This is a genomic window from Chitinophaga caeni, from assembly GCF_002557795.1.
Classification (GTDB): Bacteria; Bacteroidota; Bacteroidia; order Chitinophagales; family Chitinophagaceae; genus Chitinophaga; species Chitinophaga caeni.
The window spans coordinates 2,198,000-2,215,376 of record NZ_CP023777.1 but is presented as its reverse complement, the minus strand read 5'-3'; the positions used below and the strand labels follow the sequence as shown (position 1 = coordinate 2,215,376).

The window sequence follows — 17,377 nt, the reverse complement described above, 5'->3', positions numbered from 1 at the left end:
CTTTATTGTTACTTTCGCCTTTTAATTTGATGTTGCCATGGATAAGTTTCAAATGTTCGAAAACCGCTTGGTTAAGGTATTTCGCCACCTGCGTAAAATTGCGCGTAAGCAAGGCGTTACCTGTTACAGGGTGTATGATAATGACCTAACGGAGTTCCCGCTTTGTATCGATATTTATGAAAACAGCCTCTACGTTGCAGAGTACAAAAAAGAACATAACTTATCGGAACAGGAATACGAAGAATGGCAAGACCGGGCCATAGAAATCATGTCGAAAGTGCTTGAGATCCCCGTCGAAAATATCCATCTAAAAGAAAGGAAACGTAAAGAAAACCGGCAAGATCAATATGAAAAAATATCCTTCGAACAACAGGATTTTACTGTTCATGAAGGAAGTCTCAAGTTTAAGGTTAACCTAAGCGATTACCTCGATACCGGCCTCTTCCTCGATCATCGTATTACCAGGCATATGGTTAGGGAAATGTCGGAAGGTAAACATGTACTCAACCTGTTCTGTTATACAGGCTCCTTTTCCGTTTATGCCGCGGCAGGGGGAGCAGCCAGCGTTACTTCCGTTGACTTATCAAAAACTTACCTCTCCTGGGCAGAAGACAATATGAAGTTGAATGATTTATATGAACCTTCGAAACATCATTATGTGCATGCAGATGTTTTGCAGTATTTAGAATCACTTAAGCTCAACACTTTTGACCTCGTGGTCGTAGATCCCCCAACATTCTCGAACAGTAAAAGGATGAAGGAATTTCTTGATATACAAAGGGATCATGTCGACATATTAAACAATATACTTCTAGCAACTAAGCCTGGTGGAACAATTATTTTCAGTAATAATTACCGCAAGTTCAAATTGGATTACGATGCCATAAAAGCAAGTTCCATCAAGGATATTACGGCGCAAACCATCCCCTTCGATTTTAGCGGTGGAAAGATGATCCGGCATTGTTTTAAGCTGGTGAAATAGCGTCCATCGAAAAAATTGATTTATTATCTTCACGCGCATGTTAACAGCTTTCATACTGGTATACATGGCCATCACGATCCTAATCGGTCGGTGGGCAGCCCAAAAAGTAAAAAGTGCCAGCGATTTCGTAGTAGCGGGAAGGCATTTGCCACTCGGCATTAGTACTTGCGTAATTTTCGCTACCTGGTTTGGCTCCGAAACCATGTTAGGCGCAAGCAGCGAATTTGTTGATAACGGTTTTCTAGGTATCATGGAAGATCCATTCGGGGCATCATTATGCCTGTTATTGGTGGGTTTATTTTTTGCAAGACCTTTATACCGTTTTAATATCCTTACTTTCTGCGATTTTTTCCGCATCCGTTTCGGTAAAAAATCAGAATTAATATCGGCCCTCCTTATGATCCCCAGCTATTTTGGATGGATCGCGGCGCAAATAGTCGCGATGGGCATCGTGATGAATACCGTCATGGGGATACCGCAAGAAGTAGCGATGATCGTTAGCGGGTTAATCGTCATGGGATATACGTATATGGGCGGGATGTGGTCTGTTTCGGTAACGGATTTTATACAAACGATATTGATCATTATAGGCCTGATTATCATCACAGTTGACATATTGAATAAAGCGGGAGGCATTTATCCCTTAATCGACCAAACACCGAAAGAACACCTGCGTTTATTGCCGGAAGCAGGTTGGCAAAATTGGTTGCATTATATTGCTGCTTGGCTAACGATCGGCCTTGGTTCCATACCGCAGCAAGATGTATTTCAAAGGTTGATGTCTGCAAAAAGTGAGAAAGTGGCCGTCAGGTCTTCGTACCTGGCATCATTGATGTACTTATGTATCGGCATGATGCCCATCTTGATCGTTATGGGCGCGAGGGTATTGTATCCCCAATTGCTTACGGGTGAAAATGACAAGATTCTACCGCAGATGGTCCTGCAACATGGCTCCTTATTTATACAAATATTGTTCTTCGGAGCATTACTTTCAGCTATTATGAGTACCACCAGCGGCGCCATTTTAGCCCCGGCAACGGTGTTGGGAGAAAATATCATCCGTAGGTTTTACAAGGAAATCAGCGATCAAAGGTTGCTCAGGATCATCCGGTTATCTGTAATTATTGTTTCGATTATTTCCCTGGTAATGGCATTGGGCAGTCAGAATATTTATGAATTGGTAGCAGCTTCTTCTGTCTTGAGCTTAGTCTCTTTATTTATTCCTTTAACAGCCGGTCTTTATTGGAAAAAAGCAACGGCTTTAGGCGCATTATTATCTATAATCATGGGTACCTTGGCCTATTTATGGGCGGAATGGGCCACAACAACAACCCCTACATTAATTATCGGGTTGGTGGCAAGCATGCTAGGTATGTTGGTAGGAACTATTGTTGAAAGGAATTTCAGGTTACCGGCTTGGTTACTTGATGAAAAGGCTACTGTTTAATACACTTTTTCCCTTGTTTTACTAATTTAACAAACTCCTTGCGGTAGCCAGCTTCATCTTTTCCCAAGGCTTTTTTTGCCAGCTGCTGTACAAGCTCGTAAGGTTGATCTCCCTTGTACTGCGAGCCTCTCAACCACATCCCGAAAAGCGCCACTGCATTAGAAAACTGGAAATCAACAGGGCTGTCATGCCATGGGGTATATCCTGTTGTTATATCAAAATTATCTTCTTGAAGTTGCTCATTTACCGGTGTTCTATACTTTATGTTTAGCCGGGCCCAATTTTTCATACTATTTATGTCGATGCCTTGCCTCGGAACGATCTCGTATAATACAACTACGCAATGACCTGAACCGATAATACCACCTTGGATAAAATTTGAGTCAACCACGGGATCTTTTATCATCTTATTTTCGAAACCGATTAACCTATACGAAGCTACTTGTTGATCATTGAATGCCACCGTAGCTTTAACATCCTTGGCCACCGTGAACAAGGTGCCTCCAAATTCACGGGAGAACACTTTATAGGCTTCTTCCAAATCATCTATATAAGCAAAGTTCCCATTACCTTTGCTAGACAGGGTTTCCAATTTAGAATCCTTGTAGTCATGCATACCGAAACCCAGGCAAGTTAAATACACGCCGGACTCCTTCTTCATCAATATGAGATCTTCCATATCCTTATCGCTCGTTTGCCCGATGTTAAAATCACCATCCGTTGCAATGATAACACGGTTGTTGCCTCCCGGGATGAAATGGCTTTCCGCAACGCTGTAAGCCAGGTGCAAGGCCGCCTCTCCTGCCGTTGCTCCCCTTGCGCTGAGATAATCAATTACTTGCAATATTTTCTCCTTTTCATTTCCCGGAGTACTGTTCAGTACCAAACTCGGCGCCCCGGCGTAAGTCACGATAGCTATTTTATCCTGTGGACGGAGGTTTTCGACCAAGACCCTGGCTGCTGCTTGAACTAAGGGCAATTTATTCGGCGCCGACATGGAGCCCGAAGCATCAATTAAAAAAACCAGGTTACTCGGCGGCAGCCTGTCCGATGGTATTTGCTTAGCTTTTAAGGCAAGTTGCAAAACGAGGTGCCCTGGGTTCCATGGGCAATCGCTCAAGGTGGTATACAGGGCAAAGAGCGCTCCATCCAGCGGGGGAGCATAATCGTAGCAAAAATAATTTACCATTTCTTCGATCCTCACGGCATCGGGTGGAACATCTTGTTTTAGTTTAATGAAACGGCGAATGTTGCTATACGAGGCACGGTCTACGTCTATCGCGAAGTTAGATACATTTCCTTTGGAGGCGTCAACGAATTTATTTTCATAAATTTTACCGTAAGTTTCATTGAAATAAACAGGGATACCGATACCCACGTTACCGTAGTTGGGGTTTACTCCGCGCGATAAGCGGGCTTTAGCTTTGGCTTTAGCAATGGCTAATTCATTATCTGCGGCAGTTTGGGGTAAAGGTTCGAGTACTATCAAAGCGCGATCATGTGCAAAGACTTCCACGATTTTAGTTTTGTATCGCGGGTGCTCAAATTTTAACTGGATGGCGCCCGGCGGCGTGGCTAAACGAAAAAGGCCATACTGGTTAGTTACTGTCTTGGTTGAATCTCCTACAATTGATACGCTAACATTGCCGATTGGATCATGAGTCAATGCATCTTGCACCGCGCCATCAATCCTGTTTTGCCCATATAAATTGATACTGCAACAAATGAAGAAAAGCCAAGAGAGGAGCTTTTGCATCAGTTTACATGCTAATCTATATATTAAAAATAAATAAACGCCCTAGGATTACAAAATTTCCCGGGCGCTGCTCTATATAAGAAAGTTACAGGTTACTCAACTAATTGATAAATAGCGGGTAAGTTTCTACCCAGTCCATCATAGTCCAAGCCATAACCCAGTAAAAACTTGTCTGGCACGCTGAAACCCAAGTAATCGATCTTAAGGGGATGCGTGGTTGCTTCCGGTTTGTGTAAAAGCGAAGCAATGATTAACCTTTTGGGCTGTTGGTGCTCTAACTGCGGTAAAAAGGTACTCAAGGTTTTGCCCGTATCGACGATATCTTCCAGGATGACCACGGTACGACCAATCAATTCCTCATCTAAACCGATACTAGTTAATACATTCCCAGTAGATTTCGTTCCTCTATAAGAAACCAGCTTGATAAAAGATATCTCCGCCTCGATGGAAATATGCTTGAATATATCTGCCGCAAACATAAAGGAACCGTTGAGGATAGCAATAAACAATGGTTTCTCCCCTGCAAGATCCTTGCTAATGGCTGCTCCCATCTCGCGGATACGCTGTTGCAAGGTAGCTTCGTCAATATAAGGTTGAAATTTTTTATCATGTACCTGGATCACCGCCATATCAACATTTTTTTACGTATTAGCCATAATCAAAACGCAAATATACGGATCGATTTACTTCCGGATGATCAACCGTTGCCCAATTTGTATATCATATCCCGGTAAATGATTCCATTCCCTGATCTGCGCTACCGTCACATTATAACGCTTTGATATATTATAAAGGGTATCTTTCTCCACTACCTCGTGGTAACTCATACCAGCCGGCAGATTGCCAGGCTGTGGTTGTGAGGGCTTTTGCTGCCCCGTGGATACCGGTTGCGGTTCACTATTGGAAGTGGCAGGAATCGTTTTTTGTACCGGGTCCGGGCCCCTTTTTTCCACGGCAGGAACATCCCTGGGAGCTGATGGTCCCGGGCGGGTTCCGTTTTTCTGTACCTGCCCCTGGTTAGAATTTCCAGCAATTTCATCCGTATTGGAATTATTGGCTGTATTTTGCACGATATCTTTACCTGTAGAAGTAATCTCCTTGATGAATCCATCACTAGCATCCCCCGCATCATCCGGATCCATTCCCTTCGCAAGCAATTCGGGTGTTCGGGATGCATAGCCATTCAAGGCTAAACGCTGTCCCGGTGTTGGTTCATCGCCCTCTTTCATCTTATTCCTCCTCAACAGCCAACGCATCTGGATACCTTCAGCCTGGGCAATATCATGCATAGATTCGCCTTTGGCCACCAGGTGATAATCCGTTTTGCCCTTCTTATTTTTCTTCTGAAGGAATAAAACCATTGCTTTTCCGGGGGGATTATCGTTTGGCAGATCATTGTATTGTACTAACCGGCTCAACCTGATCTTATGCTCTTTTGCCAGTTGGATCATGGAGCTTCCCGCGGCAACGTAAATGGCTTTGCGGCCGTTGATTTCGAAGGTACCATGGCTGGGGTAGGTAACATTGCGCGGTTCCGGGAGCGGTTTATTATTAGTAGTTGTACCGGGCTTTGTATAACCGGGAGTTTGCACGGCATATGCCGGCTGTTCCTTAATATGGTGGCTAGCAGCATATTCGGCGTAAGAGCTTTTATCCCGCAAACCTTCTAATGTTACATCTTCCAGATGGTACTTCTCTATCGTGGAAATGATATGTTGCGTATATGTTTTACTGGTAGCGTAACCCGCCTGTTTCAACCCGTATGCCCAGGATTTATAATCTTTGACATCATATTTAAACAGGAACCCGTAACGGGGATTGTTTCTTAAAAAATCAGAATGATCTTTATATGAATCGTAAGCGCTGGGGTATTTCCTAAAGCACTCCCCTTTTTCATCATCATCGTAATACACGGATTCACCGCCCCAGTTATTTTTACATTTTATACCGAAGTGATTATTGGAGTTGATCACAAGCCAACTATTCCCGGCTTGAGTTTCGATTATGCCCTGGGCCAATTTGATGGAAGCAGGCACACCACTGCGCTTCATTTCGGCAATGGCTAAATCCTTGTACATCTCGATATATTGGGTAGGCGTAATCTTTTGCGCCCGCGAAATGGCCGTGAAGCCAAATACAAACAGGAATATCCAGCAACATTTACGCATGTCGATAAAATTAACGGGTTAGTAAGTTAGTATTACAAAGTTTGTAAATATTATTGAATTTACGGTACTATCTCTACTCATTTTTGCGGATCATCAACAATCCATCACGTAAGGTCAGGAGTACTTTCGTGGCTCTATCATCCGCTATCACCTTCTCACAGAAGCGGATCATCGCTTTTGCTTGCGTGCCCTGCTCCGAAGTGTCTTTCAAAACATCACCATGAAACAATACATTATCCGCTAAGATAACGCCGCCAGGCCTTAATTTATTCCATACCAGGTCAAAATAAGTTATATAACCTGATTTATCCGCATCGATAAAGACCAGGTCGAATACTTCATCTAGCGTGGGAATAATCTCTGCTGCTTTACCGATGTGCATCGTAATCTTACCGGTTAATCCTGCCGCGTTAAAATATTTTTGACATAACTCTTCTAACTCTTCGTTGATATCAATCGTGTGCAAATGTCCATCCGAAGTTAAGCCCTTTGCTAAGCAGATAGCAGAATAACCCGTGTAGGTACCTATTTCAAGGATTCTTTTAGGCGCCATGATTTGACTTAACATGGAAAGGTATTGACCTTGCAAATGGCCGCTAAGCATATGGGGTTGTTCAACTTTCAAATAGGTTTCGCGATGTAAGCGGTAGAGTAAATCACCCTCCGGGGAGGTATATTTTTCCGCGAATTCTTGTACGGCTGTTGGTATCAGCTCCATGAGTTAATCCTGTTTTGATGTTTATGCAAACCTACTTTAAAATATGTAATTCTGTGTCAATGAATCCAATGAAATGGAATATCCGCTGAATTTTACACAAATCGTCCAATTTTATTTTCAATGGCTGAAAAATAAAAAAGGCAAGAAGCGGGTGCTCTTGCCTTGTTGTATTTACTAGAAGTTTGGTCTTAGTTTGTTGGTGGTATAAAATACCCTGAAATATTCAACCACTTCTTCCGCCGTATCGAATATCTGGACGAGATCCATATCACCCGGGCTGATATTGTGTTCCGTTTCTAGCATCACCTTCCTAACCCAATCAAACAACCCTGACCAATAAGCTTTCCCGATTAAAACCAGTGGCGTCTCTGTCATTTTCTTGGTTTGTATCAAGGTCACCACCTCGAAAAATTCATCCATCGTTCCAAAGCCACCCGGCATCATGATGAAACCTTGGGAATACTTAGCGAACATCACTTTCCTAACAAAGAAATAATCGAAGTTCAAGCTCTTATCATTATCAATATAAGGATTGGCAAACTGCTCATGCGGCAACTGGATGTTCAAACCTACGGACTTACCATTGGCCTGTTGCGCCCCGCGGTTAGCCGCTTCCATAATCCCCGGGCCACCGCCCGAAATTACACCGAATCCTTCATCTGAAAGCCTGCGGGCAATATCCATCGCTAATTCATAGTATTTATGCCCGGGCTTAGTTCTCGCGGAACCAAAAATAGAAATGCAGGGACCAATCTTTGCCAGCGCTTCGAAGCCCTCCACGAACTCGGCCATGATTTTGAATATCTGCCAGCTGGAATGCGCCTTGGTTTCCGTCCAATCGCGAAGTTTGAGGTTTTTAAGTGAATCATTCATCTACTAACAATTTTCCATTAACAATCTAAACGTTACCGGGTGCTATTTACTTCCCGCTTTTTCGAAAATATGTACAACCCGATATACGTAAGCATACCGTTTACGATTAGGAGTTCGTTCCCAAATTTATAGTGATTGAACCATTCTTCCGAATTTTGTTTCAGGATAATGCAGATTAAGGGCGCGGCAATGCTTACCAGGATGGAACTCGCGTCCCAGGTAACCCGTTTATTCAATATACCGAAGGCAAATAATCCTAACATCGGCCCGTAAGTGATCGTGGCTAAGAAAAGAATGGTATCGATGATCGCATCATCGTTATACGCTTTAAACATCAGGATCGTTAACAGTAGCAAGACTGCGAACGACACGTGTACTACATTCTTGATCCTTTTTTTCTTGCCATCCATCTCATCGGTCTTCATCCCCAGGATATCGATGTAGAAAGATGTCGTTAAAGTAGTCAGTACGCTATCTGCACTTGAGAAAGTGGCAGCAGTTAAACCAACAATAAATACGATCGCGGCGAAAGTACCGAGATGGTATAATGCTAATAATGGCAGGATATTATCCGTTACAGCTATTCCTTCCGAATTTGTTGGTAAGGGGATGCCTTTTGCTAATACATATTGATAGAGCAGGATGCCGAGCGATAGGAAAAATACATTTACTACCAACTGCATGATACTAAATGAATACACGTTTTTCTGAGAATCTTTCAACGTACGGATCGTCAAGTTTTTCTGCATCATATTTTGATCCAAGCCGGTCATCGTAACCGCGATCATCATACCGCCGAAAAATTCCTTGGGAAAGAAGTTGGCAGCTTTCCAATCCCAGAAGAAGGTCTTGGAATAAGGACTGTGTATCACGTTGCTGACTAAATCGGTAACTCCCCAACCCAGGTCTCTCGTGATGATAACAATCGTTAACACCACTGCCACCAATAGAAATGTTGATTGCAGCGCATCCGTCCAAACCAAGGTTTTAATACCGCCCCGGTAGGTATATATCAACATCAGGACAATCATGATAGATACCGACAATTCAAATGGTATATGGTAATGTTCAAACACGAACAATTGCAATACACCGGCAACCAAGAACAGGCGTGCCGCTGCACCTACTAACCTGGATATTATAAAAAACACGGCGCCCGTCTTCTGTGTAATGGGACCGAAACGTTCTTGCAGGTAGGTATAAATAGAAGTTAAATTCCTGCTATAGTATAAAGGCAATAATACTTTGGCAATAATCACGTAACCCAATATATAACCTAGTATCGTTTGTAAATAGGAAAACTGCGCCACGCTTACTTTCCCGGGAACGGAAATATAAGTTACACCGCTCAGCGAGTCACTAATCATCCCGATGGCAACAAGATACCAAACGGAGTTCTTATTCCCTGTGAAATAAGAGTCCGTATCAGCTTTCCTTCCCGTGATATACGATATCAATAATAAAATACAGAAGTAACATGCTATAAAAAATAAGAATAAAGCTGGTGCTACCGGAGCATTTGTTCCCATAAAAATAAATTCAAATTATGCTGGTTGAAAAATCATTCACATCGACCTCATCATACAATTACCATTCAAAATCCCCCTTGATTCCCGGGTACAAGTTGGCAGGTAAGGGGAGCATGAATAAAGTAGATCACCCCATTGGATCATTAATTAATGTTTAAAAATAGGTAAATACTTCGAATTTAGTAACCGTAATCAAGGGGAGCTTTGTACATTCGGAGAATTGAAATCTCTTGATATGATAAAAAGCATTGTTATTTTTTGCGGTTCAAGTGTCGGGAATCAGCCCATTTATTCAGATATGGCCAAGGAACTGGGTAAATTATTAGCACGAAAAGACATCAAGATTGTTTATGGTGGTGGGCAAGCAGGTTTAATGGGGTTAGTAGCCGATAGCGCGCTAGCAGAAGGAGGGGAAGTAATCGGCGTCATCCCCGAGTTCCTGAATACTAAAGAACGGAAACATCAACATTTGACACAGCAGATCGAGGTGAAAACGATGCATCAAAGGAAAACGATCCTGTACGAACTTTGCGATGCGGCAATCGCCTTACCCGGCGGTTTCGGCACCTTGGATGAATTATTCGAAATCATCACCTGGAACCAGTTGACTTTACATAGTAAAACTGTAGGCTTGCTGAATGTAAATGGATTTTATGATCATTTGTACCAACATATCCAATTTGCCTGTAAAGAAGGCTTCGCCCAACAAGCACAAACAGACAATCTACACATCGCCGACAATGTGAACGGTTTACTGAAAAGCATGTTAGAAGCTGATTTGATCGATTGATATCATATATCATATAAAGCAAAGCGTTTATGCTAGGTTACATTCTGCATAAACGCTTTAGATTTTTATTTATCAGCTAACTATTAAAAGATTATAAACCGATGTTGATACCTCCTTGGTAAATCGGTTGGCTGCCGTAAGGTGAATTGGCATCCTGTAGAACATCGTATAACAAACCGATCGTGAAATACGAGTTTCCCCCGATAGCCTGCATATATCCACCGCCAACCAATAAGCTGGGAGCGCCGTAATTAGCAGTAAAAACCTGCCTGGGATTAGTATACACGGTTTGTTTTTCAGATATCGCGTTATATTCCGGTTGAACATGGATGTATAAAAATTCGAAAGGGTGTACCCTTCCCCAAACGCCACCACCGTAAACGGTGTATTTATATTTGTCTAACACGTTATTAGTACCCCAATCCCGGGTTTTAGAAGATGCGTATTGAAAGTTAACATTAATACCCGCGGAGATCCATTGACTGAAACGATAACCGACCATCGGGGAAATATTAATATTGGTATAATCACCGAAACCTAGACCCAACATACCTCCAACGATTAAGCGGGACTTATCAAAACCTTTCCTTTGCACGGTATCGGTTTTATAATATTGCGCTTTTGAAACTTGTGTAGCCAATAGCAAGATAATTGCCAATGTTAGTAATCGCTTCATAATATCGTTTTAATAATGATTGGTACGAATTTAAGTTCTTTTCCGTATCGTGCTGCAAATGTCGAGGTAAAATGTATAAAAAGTATCTATTATACACTGCCTGCTGAAAAACCCTGCGATCAATAATGCATACTAGGAAAGACTTTAAGTGGTAGATTGCATTAAACTAATTCATTGAGTTTCATACCTATTAATACAATCATTCACCATCAAAGATCTTCCCCCGGTTTAATATATAATTCGGATCGAAGACTTCCTTGATCTTGCGCATCAATTGCATCTGGATAGGTTCAAACACGATACCCATGAACTCCTTCTGGACCAAGCCGATGCCATGCTCCCCGCTAATAGTGCCGCCCAGTGATTTTACCAGTGTAAATATTTCCCGGATGCCATCTTTCAGGGTGCCGTTCCATTGTTCATCGGTCAATTGACCACGGATAATATTTACATGCAAGTTGCCATCACCTGCATGGCCGTAACAAACCGATTGGAAGCCGAATTTCTGCCCGATCGCTTTCACACCATTTAATAAAGCCGGCAATTCAGCTCTTGGCACCACGGTATCTTCTTCCTTATAAACAGAATTGGCTTTCACTGCTTCCGCAACGCGCCTGCGTAGTTTCCAAAGCTCTTCTTTCTGTTGGTGACTTTCGGCAAACAAGATTTCACCTGCATCGAAACCCATTACCACTTCTGCAATGGCTTCCATTTCTTGCATTAATACTTCGGGATAATTGCCATCCACCTCGATCAACAGGTGGGCTTGCACATTATCATCGATCTTGACCAGACTACTATCCACGAAACGGAGCACCCAATCCAAGGCGTCCCGTTCCATAAATTCCATTGCCGATGGCGTATAGCCTGCCCTGAAAATAGCACTTACAGCCGCGCAAGCATTTTCAGCTGATGAAAAAGGTACCAGCATCAACAAATCATGCTTTGGTAGGGGAATCAATCGTAGGACGATCTTTGTTACAATACCCAACGTTCCTTCACTCCCGATTACCAGCTGCGTGAGGTTATAACCGGACGCGTTCTTCAAAACACTTGCGCCGGTCCAGATTATGGATCCATCCGGCAATACTAGCTCAAGATTCAAGACATAATCTTTTACCACACCATACTTTACAGCCTTGGGACCACCGCTGTTTTCAGAAATATTTCCCCCTATAAAGCAAGAACCGCGGCTACTGGGATCGGGGGGATAAAACAATCCCTTTTCTTTCACGGCATCTTGCAAAACCTCTGTTATAACGCCCGGCTCTACCGTAACCTGTAAATTACGTTCATCGACAGCGAGAATTTTATTTAACCTTTCGGTAGATACCAGTACACCGCCCAATTGCGCCAGCGCACCACCACTTAAACCGGTTCCCCCACCCCTCGGCGTGACCGGCAACATATGTTCATTGCAATACCGCATGACGGCAGCCATTTCAGCCGTATTGGCCGGTTTTAATACCACCTGTGGAAAGAATATTAAATCTTCTGTTTCATCATGTGAATAAGGTTGCATGGACTCTTCATCACATAATGTATATGCAGCACCCAGGAGGTTTTGAAAATAGGCTATATCTTGCCCCGTTACTTGTTGCAATTGGTTCATTCCGCAAAATTATGAAAGTAATAGGGCGATTTTTGAAGATTTCTCTTAATAATTTGTTAGAAGCTAGGGCATAAGGTTTTCCTTGCAGCATTTCTAAATTGAAGGTTCGGATATAATCCCGTATATATAATTCCAATTTCATAAGCCCCCTGCCTGCGGTTGCTGCTAGAGAATTGTGACGTTGTTACATCGTAATTAAACATCATCTTGACGTTTTTAACCTGGTAGCCTACCAGGAATATAGCGGCATCGTTGAACCTGTAATATAGTCCCCCGAATAATTGCTGTGCTCCATCCCCCGACAAATTATAGGCAGCATTACCACCTATTACGACTTCGCTGGCTTTGGCCTGCTGCGAATAATAGCCGCCCGGGTTAATGATGACCATATCGGAAAGTTTAATACTGGCATTCAGAAAACCGATATAACGGCGGTCGATCTGGTTATTATTATTGTAGAATGTTTCCTGGGGTTTATTTACATGGTGAACAGAAAATCCACCATTGATATACACATTTTCATTCGGAAAATATGCGTAATTCATACCTACCTGTATATCCAGATAGTTGATATTATTTTGAGCAAAGGGTTCGGCAGTAGGAATTTGGGAATCGAAAAACTGCCCATTCCACTGGTCGCCAAAGGTTAATTTCGTTATATCTACCCTTTTATTTGCCCAACCCACATTAAAACCTGCGGAAAGCAAACTGCTAAAACCCAGTAGCTGATGATATGCAATAGAACCATATACCTTGGTAGAAGTTAAATTTCCGGTACCTGCAACATCGTGTAAGATCATGCCTCCTACGCCAACCCAACCATATTCTAACCGGTCCTTAAACAACTGTGCATCCCCGAAAGCAGACATGGTTTTGTACGGCACTGGAATACTAGCCCACTGGTTGCGGTAGTTCACACCGACACGGTAATCACCATCGGGAATAAAACCTGTATTAGCGGGATTTGTAGACAATGGCGAGTTGAAGAATTGCGAGAAGTGCAAATCCTGTGCTGTTGCTGCAAAACCTAGCGTACACAATGTAACGGTTAGCAAATATGGTATAATTTTCTTCATCTCCGAATCATCTTAGTAATGTAACATTTCCCGATCGTGAGCCCTTGGTGCCGTCCGTAAACTCAACGAACACTTGGTATCCATATACATCCATGGACTGTAAAGCTCCTTTATATTTACCATCCCAACCAACATTCGGATCAGAACTCTCGAAAACGAGTTGTCCCCAGCGGTTGAATATTTTCATATTAAAACGTACTGCCCCGAATACCTTCACTAAGAAAACATCGTTAAGTCCATCATTGTTGGGTGAGAAAGCACTCGGCACATCAAATTGTGGTACTACAATCGCGCTAACCGTTTGACAAGTGGTGTCTAAACATCCATATTGGTTGATAACCGTTTGACAAACATCGTACGTTCCGGTTCTTAAGAATTGATGTGAAGGGTTTGCCAAAACCGAAGTGTCCCCATCACCGAACGTCCAATAATAATCTTGCGCACCGGAGGCGGTACTTGTGAATTGCGTTGGCGTATTCGGAACAGGTTGCTGCGGGCTGAAAACATAGCCTGCTACCGGGTTTTCCCTTACTACAACATATATGGTAGTATCGTGCATACCATTGCAGGTATTCGGATCATAAGCGGTTAATTTTACCGGGAAGGTTCCCACATCCGGGAAAGTAAAAGTAGGGTACGGATCATTAGAATCGATGGTACCATCAGCGAAAAAGTCCCATTCGAATCTTGTACCGCCTTTTGAAACATTATTAAACCTAACGGTATACGGTGCACAGCCTTCTCCCGGATCAGCGATAATAGCAGTAACGTTTTCAGCTACACGCAATTGTTGAATGATCTCATCCGGGGCATTACAATAATTAGTATCCACTAATTGCAAGGAAATGTTATAGACGCCTTCGGGATAACCATGTATAATATCCGGGGTAGAATTACTATAAAATGGTGGAGTGCCGTCACCTAAATCCCAAATAAATGATTGATCGGTGAAAGGTTTTCCCGGCGGCGCTTGCGATGTATTTACAAATTGGTATTCCAAGTTCGTGCAGGGTCCTATCCGCTGCATGGTAAACCCTAGGGTTGCCCTATCGGAACGGATCCTAATCGGTATAATGGCCGTATCCCTTACATTGCACGAAGCAGGATCGTATTTAATTAAACGCAGTTCGTAATCGCCGTTTTGAGCATAAACATGTGTTATGGGCTCCTTGGTTGTTTGTACAATATCCGGTGTACCATCTCCCCAGTTCCAATGCCATTCTACAGCTTTTGTTACACTGGTATCTTCCGCGGTGATAGGATCGCCGGAACAAAAATGACTTTTATTACCGGTTGTTTTGATACTAGCTTTTACGCCGTCAAGGTTGAAAGCGATTTTCAGCACTGCAAGATTACATGTATGCGGGGTACCCGTGTAATATGAACCTGCCGTAGTTGGAAATCCTATCGGCGCATTGGGGTTACAGGATGAACATATGGCTTGATAGATGACCCCGTTGTAATCAAACCGGGAGGTTCCACCGTCCACATGTTCTGCTTGCCCCGTGGCTCCAAAATATGTTCCGTATAGGATGTCTAGCGCATCCCTTTTCATAACGAAGAAATAGAAATCGCTACCATCAGAAATCTTGGATTTGGCGTCTCTCGTAATGGGCATGTTAATCGTAAGAGCTGAAGCGTCCGCGGCGGAACGGTATCCTGCCGAAACATTAATTCCTCCACCCCAGCCTGAAACATACACGTTTTCGCAACGATCTACCAAGAATGCTACCGGCGACAAAGTAGGTTGCTTACCACTGTGTTGACCAAACGTTGTCGAATACACGTAATCACTTAAATCCGGTAATAGTTTAACTATAAATTGCTTCGAATTATCATTGTAAAATGTTGGCGTTCCGGTCGGCCTAACAATGGGCCAACTTCCTTCGGTGGTACCCATCGCGTAAACATTCCCGGCCCTATCAAGCTGCACACCGTAAGCCATATCAGGCGCACTTCCGCTGGATTGCAAGTAGGTGAAATTTCGAACAGTGCTGCCATCCGAAGAGATCCTCATGATATATGAATCGCAGCCCCCGCCGGAAAAATTAGGATTGATACCCGTATTAATAGAACTGATATTTGAACTGGTTGTAGGTCCCGCGACGTATATGCTATTAGTTTCATCACTAGACACTATTACAAAGGCGGCATCATTGCCACTTCCGCCAAGAAAAGAGGCCCAGAGAATATTATTACACGTAGGGTCAATTTTCACCACAACTCCATCTTGGGCGCCACCACCGAAAGTAGGTTGGAACGCGCCGGCAGTTACCGGGAAATCCCTGGATTGTGTACTCCCTACTACGTATATATTACCTGCATTATCGATAATTACTTCACTTCTCGCATCATCTCCATAGTTTCTTTTGATGTCTTCCATTCCGGCTTTCTCCGCGGATTTATTCACCCCGTCATTGTTAGAACCACCGACGTACATGCTGCCGATGAAGCCGGTACCATTTTGATTTAACTTGGTTACCACCATATCGTATCCACCTGCCAACGTACTCCCGTTGGTAGTAGGATAATCCCCGGAAGTTGTCCTGCCGGAGATGACCAGGTTACCCTGTGCATCTACAAACAAGCTGTGCGGCTGTTCTACACCGCTTCCCCCCAAATAAGTAGAGTAAAATATATTGCTCCCATTACCGTAGAACTTTGTCACTGCTATATCAAATTCCCCTCCATTCAAACCGCTGGAAATTGCCCCTGGGCTTACCGGGTATCTGCCGCCACCGAAAATGATGCCCGCACCATATAGGTTACCTTGGTTATCATAAGTTGCTGTGTAGCCCCAGTTTGAAGCTGTAGAACCGGTTAAGGTGGAGAATATAACCGAAGGATCGAGTATTAGCGGGTAGTTCGGATCATATTTGCCCGATACCTTGTAAGTAACCTGGTTACCTTTCAATTCGTACTTGGCTTTTACCTTGACCCGCTGGTTATTGATATACTGGTAGGCATACGGCTCTAATTCGTACGACTTACCTACTGAAGTAGTAATGTTTAATTGACCTTTAATCAGCTCTACTTTTTCAGCCCCTTTATATTCCAGGCGGATTTGATTGACATCCCCGCCCGGCTTCACGATCAGATCATATTTGACCTGCCCGGAACCGGAATACATCAAAAGGTCAATGTTTGGATACAAGCCTTCGTAAGTCACCGCCTGAAATGATTGCACATCCGTCCCCCATTTGGAAGGATTATTGCCGATCAGGTAATTGCTAACACCTTTTTCAGCCTTATCTCCTTTCACGAACACATCCGGGTTAGCCCCGATAAAATTGACTTCGTAAGAGTGGGATCTTAATTTCAGGTTATCAAAAGAACCGATCTTGTCGTTCTTAGGATATGACTTGGCAATATCTGCAACATTCACGCTAGCCTTGCCATTGCCGGAAGGATCGAAAATAATCGGCGGATCTCCCCCCGCTGAATGGCCATGTCCATGGATGGCTTCAATAATGGCATCCATGTCATTTTTATTAAACAATTGGTAAAGTATGCTCGTTTTACGAAGGTATACCGTAGAACCGCCCAATTCGGCTTTAAACAGAACAGCAGGATCCCATTGTCCTTTATTTTCCTTGTATACCACGGGAGTATAGGACATGGAATTTTGTGATTGAGAAACAGCCGGACCTGCCCACAACATGCTAATTATGCAACAGATCATACCAATAGGGAGCGTAGATTTCAAGCGGTTCGATTTAAGTTCTTCTTAAACTAATATAATTATTTTAA

General features: G+C 43.1%; 13 protein-coding genes. 3 read left to right on the top strand and 10 right to left on the bottom strand.

Features of this window, described 5'->3' with window-relative positions; all coding sequences use genetic code 11:
- The first annotated feature begins 37 nt into the window (after positions 1-37).
- Both COR50_RS09270 and COR50_RS09265 read left to right on the top strand, forming a co-directional pair.
- Positions 38-982 carry a class I SAM-dependent methyltransferase gene (locus COR50_RS09270; RefSeq protein WP_232516327.1) on the top strand — a complete coding sequence of 315 codons (945 nt, stop codon included), beginning with the start codon at positions 38-40 and terminating at the stop codon, positions 980-982.
- A 37-nt stretch (positions 983-1,019) separates the two neighbouring features.
- A complete protein-coding gene (locus COR50_RS09265; protein WP_098193726.1) occupies positions 1,020-2,429 on the top strand; it encodes a sodium:solute symporter family protein in 1,410 nt (469 codons plus the stop codon).
- Here the strand turns inward: COR50_RS09265 and COR50_RS09260 are convergent.
- The 6 genes from COR50_RS09260 to COR50_RS09235 form a co-directional block, all read right to left on the bottom strand.
- Entirely contained in the window at positions 2,419-4,185 is a 1,767-nt protein-coding gene (locus tag COR50_RS09260; RefSeq protein WP_098193725.1) for a YfbK domain-containing protein, read from the bottom strand. The two genes, COR50_RS09265 and COR50_RS09260, sit on opposite strands and share 11 nt — an antisense overlap.
- A gap of 92 nt (positions 4,186-4,277) precedes the next feature.
- Positions 4,278-4,814 (bottom strand): hypoxanthine phosphoribosyltransferase, encoded by a 537-nt coding sequence (gene hpt / locus COR50_RS09255; RefSeq protein WP_098193724.1) that lies wholly within the window; start codon positions 4,812-4,814, stop codon positions 4,278-4,280.
- A gap of 54 nt (positions 4,815-4,868) precedes the next feature.
- A complete protein-coding gene (locus COR50_RS09250) occupies positions 4,869-6,353 on the bottom strand; it encodes a glucosaminidase domain-containing protein (RefSeq protein ID WP_098193723.1) in 1,485 nt (494 codons plus the stop codon).
- A gap of 73 nt (positions 6,354-6,426) precedes the next feature.
- Positions 6,427-7,071, bottom strand: coding sequence for an O-methyltransferase (locus COR50_RS09245; protein ID WP_098193722.1), 645 nt, complete (start codon positions 7,069-7,071; stop codon positions 6,427-6,429).
- Between the two features lie 174 nt (positions 7,072-7,245).
- On the bottom strand, positions 7,246-7,944 hold the full coding sequence (locus COR50_RS09240) for an LOG family protein (RefSeq protein WP_098193721.1): 699 nt from the start codon (positions 7,942-7,944) through the stop codon (positions 7,246-7,248).
- Between the two features lie 32 nt (positions 7,945-7,976).
- The gene (locus tag COR50_RS09235; RefSeq protein ID WP_098193720.1) at positions 7,977-9,473 is read right to left on the bottom strand and encodes a sodium:solute symporter; all 1,497 of its coding nucleotides are present in this window, start codon (positions 9,471-9,473) and stop codon (positions 7,977-7,979) included.
- 235 nt (positions 9,474-9,708) lie between these two features.
- Here COR50_RS09235 and COR50_RS09230 point away from each other — a divergent pair, with 235 nt between their 5' ends.
- Positions 9,709-10,263 carry an LOG family protein gene (locus COR50_RS09230; RefSeq protein ID WP_198405816.1) on the top strand — a complete coding sequence of 185 codons (555 nt, stop codon included), beginning with the start codon at positions 9,709-9,711 and terminating at the stop codon, positions 10,261-10,263.
- A 91-nt stretch (positions 10,264-10,354) separates the two neighbouring features.
- Here the strand turns inward: COR50_RS09230 and COR50_RS09225 are convergent, their stop codons facing one another.
- The 4 genes from COR50_RS09225 to COR50_RS09210 form a co-directional block, all read right to left on the bottom strand.
- Positions 10,355-10,939: a hypothetical protein gene (locus COR50_RS09225; RefSeq protein WP_098193719.1), complete on the bottom strand. Its 585-nt coding sequence runs from the start codon at positions 10,937-10,939 to the stop codon at positions 10,355-10,357.
- A gap of 199 nt (positions 10,940-11,138) precedes the next feature.
- Positions 11,139-12,551, bottom strand: coding sequence for an FAD-binding oxidoreductase (locus tag COR50_RS09220; RefSeq protein WP_098193718.1), 1,413 nt, complete (start codon positions 12,549-12,551; stop codon positions 11,139-11,141).
- A gap of 56 nt (positions 12,552-12,607) precedes the next feature.
- Positions 12,608-13,627 carry a PorP/SprF family type IX secretion system membrane protein gene (locus COR50_RS09215; RefSeq protein ID WP_098193717.1) on the bottom strand — a complete coding sequence of 340 codons (1,020 nt, stop codon included), beginning with the start codon at positions 13,625-13,627 and terminating at the stop codon, positions 12,608-12,610.
- A 7-nt stretch (positions 13,628-13,634) separates the two neighbouring features.
- Positions 13,635-17,246 (bottom strand): gliding motility-associated C-terminal domain-containing protein, encoded by a 3,612-nt coding sequence (locus COR50_RS09210; protein ID WP_198405815.1) that lies wholly within the window; start codon positions 17,244-17,246, stop codon positions 13,635-13,637.
- Between the last annotated feature and the right edge of the window lie 131 nt (positions 17,247-17,377).